This is a genomic window from Nostoc sp. CALU 1950 (assembly GCF_051172895.1).
GTDB classification, from domain to species: domain Bacteria; phylum Cyanobacteriota; class Cyanobacteriia; order Cyanobacteriales; family Nostocaceae; genus Nostoc; species Nostoc edaphicum_A.
Genome location: NZ_JBDNJQ010000288.1, coordinates 1 through 4,338, shown reverse-complemented (window position 1 = coordinate 4,338; position 4,338 = coordinate 1). Strand labels below are relative to the sequence as shown.

Genomic DNA, 4,338 nt, shown 5'->3' with positions numbered 1-4,338 from the left:
AATTGTGCAAAATAATCTGTATTATTCACTACAAAATTAGATGCGCTTACCCTGGTTCACCTGCATCACATCGATGGAAATCACGCCAACTGGAAAAGAAATAATCTTGAAGCAATTCATGTGAGTTGCCACGATTACAAACACATGAGCAAAAGCGCAAGCTAAGAACATCGAAAGCTGGGTGCGGTGAAAGTCGCACGCCCAGATTTAACTGAGAGGTGCGCGAGATAACACCCGCCATCGACTCAAACTACACTACAAATTCATTGTGATTTGAAGTAAAGAGAATAGGTTGTTTTACTTTTTTAAAGTATCCATTAATAGTAAATAGACCATCAATACTTTTCGGATAAACCCGAGAATCTCTCTTTTCGTCTGGGTAAAGGTTAAAGGGCAAGGGTAAAGGTAAATTAAAACTCTTTCCCCTTTAAGCAAAAAGTATTGAATAGACCATGCTGTAGGGGCACAGCAATATTTATAAGGCTATAGTAAGATTTATTACTATTTTTACATAATTATACGTATTAAGGTAAGGTTCGCACTTAGATCAAAATTGTCTAGCTTTCAGCCTAGTTTGCATAACTTCCGATACATTACCGCAAATGCGCTGATATTTTAATTTCCCTTCTTCATAAATTCCGCAAAAACACCGTTACGCTATTTGTCCTTGTGATCAAAACTGAGAGCATCCAGTTTATGAGGGCGTGTTTATGACCAACCCTGTAAAGACGGTTATCCAAGTCAATCTGGAGATGGCTCTAGAAGTAGCTCAAGAATTGGAGCAGGCTCCATACACTCAACTCAGTACTTATTGTTTAGAGATTTTACGGGAGATAGGATGTCCTGGTACTGAACTCCCAGTTAACTTACAAACTCGCGATCAGCAGCTAAACTTTATCACAGGCTTTGCATCTTATGCTTTTGGGGAGGTACAAAGTGTATAAAACATTAATTGAAGATATATTTTATGATTCGGAAGGGACAGAAGAAACTACTTTTCCTGCCACAGATGAAGATTTATTAACTCTAACAGAAAAATTTTTAGGGTTTGAAATTCCCTCAAAAGTTTTCTTGCAAGCTATAGCCATTGCTGATTACGACGGTGCAGCGGCTTTTCGCTACGTTGATAATTATTTGATTACTCTCAAGAACAAGAAGAAGTGTAAGCAGAAGAAATTACTTGTGTTAGGTTGTTCGACTAGGTTTGACAATAATTGACGTGCTTATTTACCAGCTAACTAACAACCAATACGATTTAGATAAGATAATTTGCATGACAGATGTAGAGACTTTGCATTGCAACGTCTCTACAGATATTTGTCCCACATCGATAAGATAGAACAATTAGAATTTATCTAAAGTTAGTGGTGGGATCTTTATTAGACCAAGCATTTTTATGTATGTGCTAATTACGAATTAGTATTACTCTCTCCCAAGACAAACTTGTTCATAGCTTTTACCTGCAATATCCCAAGTGAATTCTGTTTCTACTAGTTCTCTGCCGTTGTGAGACAATTCTGTACGCAGATGTGGACGATCAAAGAGTTGACTAATAGCGGTGACGTACTCTGCTGGTTTATTCGCTCGTAATGCCCGTAATGTATGACTAGCACCATCTACAGCTAATCCTTCTAAACCGCGATCGCTAGCTACTATAGGTATACCAGCTGCCATTGCCTCTAAAGTTTTATTTTTAATGCCAAACCCAGTCCGCATGGATACAACACAGATGGTGGCTTGATGTAAATATTCTGCCATCGAAGGTACACGCCCCAGCACATTAATTCCTGGTTTTTTATTAAGTACTAAAACTTCTGGCACCGGATGAGAACCGACAATATCGAAAGTTGTATCGGGATACAATTTTTGGATTTCTGGCAAAACTTCGTTGCTGAAAAAGCAGACAGCATCAATGTTTGCTAAATTATCCATTGCACCGATAAAAATTAAGCGATGTCCTCCGGGATCTTTGGTGCGCTTGGGGAAAGAAACTAAATCTACGCCATTGGGAATAACTGTAATCTCACTATTGGGGTTAAATTCTTGTAGTTGAATTTTATCTTCTTCTGTTGTCGCGACAATTGCCGAAAATTTAGCACAGTAGTTTTGCTCATAACGACGCAAAAGTGGCAGATTAATTTTGTCTCGGAGGGAATTTTCCGAAATGCCGGTTGCTAATTGGTTACGACAGGTAGCGTAAACAGAACTATGAACATTAACTATGGTTTTTAGCTGTTTCTGAAAATGTGGCTGCACATAAATTTCATTGACGCTATGTTCGCAGGTAATCACATCACATTTTTCCGCTTCCACCCAGTTATCAACCCAGGTTTGCATCTCAGCTGAGTAGCGATTGAGTACGCTTGGCGGTGTTCCCTGTTGCAAAAATCTACCAAATCGTTGTATTTTCTGCAATATTCCGGTGGTTCGAGAATCTGGCGGGCGTTCAAAAATGGCTAGATGATCCACACAATCGCGTAATCCTGCTACTTCTGCGTCTGTAACATCGCCCTCGCGTTGAGTAGCAAGGGTAACAGTATGGCGTTGACTTAAGTACTTAAGTAAATTAAATGTCCTGACTTGGGTTCCCCCGCGCGTTGCTGGGTAGGGAAAGGTGGAAGATAGCATTAAGATGTTCATATAAGTGATGAATCAAATGTGATATGTACACCATGACCTCATTGGAGGCTGTATGTCATCATTTGATTTATTAAAAAGAATTTAGGAGTCATATTTGATTTCTGAAAAAACTCAGTACAACTAAGAAGCCTTCTTGACTGTAGCAAGATTGCCTATTGCCTGCCTATCGCGCTTGCGCTGCGCTTGTCTGCGACACGCTCCGCGAACGCGCACCACGCAAATTAGTTCAGAAATCAAAGCGGATTCTTATATTAAGTCTGGTTGAATACTTATCATTAGGGCTGACACGGAAATGACTCAGATCAAAGCATAATCAAGCCGAGTCGCACACCCACAGCAACAGCCTCGGTGCGGCTGGAGACACTGAGCTTTTGAAAAATGGATGAGAGATGAAATTTGACGGTATGCTCAGAAATATGTAATTGTTTAGCGTAGGCGTAGCCCGTCGTAGACATCGCTTTATTTCCCAACCCTGACCCAAGCATTCCTAAAACCTCTATCTCTCGTGGTGTCAAGGTTTGTACAGGATTTGCTACCACTTTTTCTCGGATAGACAGTAATTCTATAGCATCTGGGTGGAGTACTACTAAACCAAAAGCGATCGCTTCCACAGCCGCGACAATTTCTGACTCTGTGCTATTACTGGGCAATATCCCCCGGATACCAGAACGTAACGCCGTCTCTAAGTCGATGTTATCGAGTTCTTCAACAATGACGATCATTGCCAATGCATATTGCTGTTCTAGCAGAATTCGCAAGCTGTTACTTAAATCTGATAATTTACGTGATGCTATGGGAATCGTTCTCAAGCAAGCTGCGTCCTAATTTAAATGGCTACCGCTATACTTACGCCAATTAATTATCCCAGCTTGTTTGCAAGCTCCTCTCAAAATTCTAGCGGCTGAGTCTTCGCTGATGTTTCCATCACAGCGACCGGGGAACAAATAAATCTCTCCGGCCAGTGGGTAGTATTCAACCAGTAACCGCCGTAAGTCTTCAATCACTGGAATTGACCTAGTAGCCAGCTTCCCCTTCGTATTTGACTTCCGAATCACCAGCCGAGGTCTGACATTGCCCTTGGGTGTGTAGATGTCTTGGGTGAACAGGGTACAGCATTCGCGGATTCTACAGGCACTAAACAGGCAGACACCGAACAAAGTCTTATCTCGGTCATTGTCTAAGCCATGACTGAAAATTAGCTGTATCTCTGACTGCGTTAGAACTTTGGCGCGTCCGTGCCGATTTATTTTCATCGTTAGACTGTAGACCCTGTGATCCACAGCCTACAACTATTTGACCGAAGACGACATTAGAGTTAGATAGTAGGGAAGATACTCTTATTCCTAATATCCTTAACTTTACTTAAGTTATCCTCATCGACGTAGTTGAATTGAACTAATAGAGTAAAAGCGTCCTCAAAAATGGTATCGATTATGCAATTCAACTTGAATTCAAATTCCTTGGCAAATGCAGCAACTATTGCAGCTTTATCAGTTGTTGGTATAACGTTTGCTGCCCTACCAAATCAACAAGCTTCTGCTCAAACCTTTACTGGTGGTGCTATAAACTCCACTTCCTTATCCGGCTATGATTCACAGGTATTTAATAGTAAGCAGCTTACCCATGTTGATAATAATGGAAATATTTACGAACTATACATAACAAAGGGTGGCAGTTGGAAATTTGCTAATTTATCTC

At 40.7% G+C, this 4,338-nt stretch carries 6 protein-coding genes; 3 read left to right on the top strand and 3 right to left on the bottom strand.

Annotated elements, in window-relative coordinates:
• The first annotated feature begins 710 nt into the window (after nt 1-710).
• Together ABF638_RS36840 and ABF638_RS36835 are read left to right on the top strand one after the other, a co-directional pair.
• The gene (locus ABF638_RS36840) at nt 711-944 is read left to right on the top strand and encodes a hypothetical protein (RefSeq protein WP_069072733.1); all 234 of its coding nucleotides are present in this window, start codon (nt 711-713) and stop codon (nt 942-944) included.
• Nucleotides 937-1,218 carry a hypothetical protein gene (locus ABF638_RS36835; protein ID WP_435027694.1) on the top strand — a complete coding sequence of 94 codons (282 nt, stop codon included), beginning with the start codon at nt 937-939 and terminating at the stop codon, nt 1,216-1,218. Before ABF638_RS36840 ends, ABF638_RS36835 begins: the two co-directional genes overlap by 8 nt.
• A 204-nt stretch (nt 1,219-1,422) precedes the next feature.
• On the opposite strand, the gene ABF638_RS36830 is transcribed toward ABF638_RS36835, so the two are convergent.
• The 3 genes from ABF638_RS36830 to ABF638_RS36820 form a co-directional block, all read right to left on the bottom strand.
• The gene (locus ABF638_RS36830) at nt 1,423-2,640 is read right to left on the bottom strand and encodes a glycosyltransferase family 4 protein (protein ID WP_435027693.1); all 1,218 of its coding nucleotides are present in this window, start codon (nt 2,638-2,640) and stop codon (nt 1,423-1,425) included.
• A 302-nt stretch (nt 2,641-2,942) separates the two neighbouring features.
• A complete protein-coding gene (locus ABF638_RS36825) occupies nt 2,943-3,440 on the bottom strand; it encodes a response regulator transcription factor (RefSeq protein WP_435027695.1) in 498 nt (165 codons plus the stop codon).
• Between the two features lie 21 nt (nt 3,441-3,461).
• Nucleotides 3,462-3,893, bottom strand: a complete 432-nt coding sequence (locus ABF638_RS36820; RefSeq protein WP_435027692.1) for a tyrosine-type recombinase/integrase — start codon at nt 3,891-3,893, stop codon at nt 3,462-3,464.
• Between the two features lie 180 nt (nt 3,894-4,073).
• Between ABF638_RS36820 and ABF638_RS36815 the strand changes: the two genes are divergently transcribed.
• The coding region (locus tag ABF638_RS36815; protein WP_435027691.1) for a hypothetical protein at nt 4,074-4,338 on the top strand (265 nt) is incomplete at its 3' end.

Coding starts and splice junctions, on each gene's coding strand:
- ABF638_RS36840 (WP_069072733.1), top strand. CDS start 711: ATGACCAACCCTGTAAAGACGGTTATCCAAGTCAATCTGGAGATGGCT.
- ABF638_RS36830 (WP_435027693.1), bottom strand. CDS start 2,640: ATGAACATCTTAATGCTATCTTCCACCTTTCCCTACCCAGCAACGCGC.
- ABF638_RS36820 (WP_435027692.1), bottom strand. CDS start 3,893: ATGAAAATAAATCGGCACGGACGCGCCAAAGTTCTAACGCAGTCAGAG.